The organism is Streptomyces thermovulgaris (assembly GCF_002155915.1).
Classification (GTDB): Bacteria; Actinomycetota; Actinomycetes; order Streptomycetales; family Streptomycetaceae; genus Streptomyces; species Streptomyces thermovulgaris.
Genome location: NZ_MUME01000520.1, coordinates 1 through 1,474, shown reverse-complemented (window position 1 = coordinate 1,474; position 1,474 = coordinate 1). Strand labels below are relative to the sequence as shown.

The following is a 1,474-nucleotide window of genomic DNA, read 5'->3' as shown; positions in this document are numbered from 1 at the left end:
CAGGCGCTGTAGCCGCCGGGGCCGCCGCCGCCGCCCCCCGGCTCCGGCTGGGGCACCCCGGGCGGCTACGGCGGCCCCGGCGGCTACAGCGCCTGGGGCACGGGCTGGGGCGGCCCGCCACCCGCGGCCAAGCCCGGGGTGATCCCGCTCCGCCCGCTGGGCCTGGGCGAGATCCTCGACGGCGCGGTGACCACCATGCGCACCTACTGGCGCACCGTCCTGGGCGTCTCCCTGGTCGTGGCGGTCCTCACCCAGATCGTCGTCATCCTGGCGCAGCGCTCCACCTCCGCCCGGACCAACCAGGTGCTCGGCGACCCGAACGCCACCCCGGCCGAGATCGGCGGCGCCATGCTCGACTCCCTGCTCGGCTCCGGGGCCGTCTTCGTGGTCACCATGGCCGGCACCGTCGTGGCCACCGCACTGCTCACGATGGTCACCAGCCGCGCGGTGCTCGGCAGGCCGGTCACCGTCGGCGAGGCCTGGCGGGACGCGCGCCCGCTGCTGCTCAAGCTGTTCGGGCTGGTCCTCCTGCTGCTGCTGATCTGCCTGGGCATAGTCACCGCCGGCGCGCTGCCCGGCATCCTCGTGGCCGCCGCGGGATCCCCCCTCGGCGGCGCCGGGCTGGCCTTCCTGGGCATCCTCGCCGCCTGCGTGCCCGCCCTCTGGCTGGCGATCCGCTTCTCCCTGGCCTCGCCGGCCCTGATGCTGGAGAAGCAGGGCATCACCAAAGCGATGAGCCGGTCCGCCAAGCTGGTCCGCGGCTCCTGGTGGCGGATCTTCGGCATCCAGCTGCTGACCGTGGTCCTCACGTCCATGGTCTCCCTGGTGGTCGCCCTCCCCTTCGCCGTGATCGCCCTCCTGTCCGGCGGGGACGGTCTGGCCGGCTTCCTCGAGGGCACCCCCGAACCGAGCTGGTCCTACCTGATCATCAGCGGGATCGGGTCGGTGATCGGCCTGACGATCACCCTTCCGATCTCGGCCTGCGTCACCGTGCTGCTCTACATCGACCAGCGCATCCGCCGCGAGGCCCTCGACCTCGAACTGGCCCGGGCCGCCGGCGTTCCGGGCCATGGTTCCGCCCCGACCGCCCCGGGGAGCTGACGGCGTGCGGCTGACGGGGGGAGTTCTCACAGCGCTGCCGGCGCTCTCGCGCACGGCCGACCCGACCGAACCGCCGGTGACCGTCCCGCGGGACCCCGCACAAGAGGAGGCCCGGCGCGAACTGTCCAAGAGCATGTATCACGAGCACGATCCCGGGCTGCTGCACCGCGCGCTGAGCGCCTTCTGGGAATGGCTCGGCACCCTCTTCGACTCCGCCTCGGCCGCCACACCCGGCGGAAGCGCCGGCCTGGCCGCCGTCGTCGCGGCCGCCCTCGTCGTGCTCGGCGCCCTGTGGTGGCGCCTCGGCACCCCGCGCCGCGGCCCCGTCTCCTCCCCCGCCCTCTTCGAGGACCGCTGTCTCTTATACATATAT

At 73.7% G+C, this 1,474-nt stretch carries 2 pseudogenes; both read left to right on the top strand.

Annotation, left to right across the window (positions count from 1 at the left end):
* Window positions 1–21: 21 nt before the first annotated feature.
* Window positions 22–1,101, top strand: a pseudogene (locus tag CCN35_RS27010) (DUF7847 domain-containing protein); the annotation flags it as partial.
* Window positions 1,102–1,105: 4 nt separating this feature from the next.
* Window positions 1,106–1,474, top strand: a pseudogene (locus tag CCN35_RS27005) (DUF4129 domain-containing protein); the annotation flags it as partial.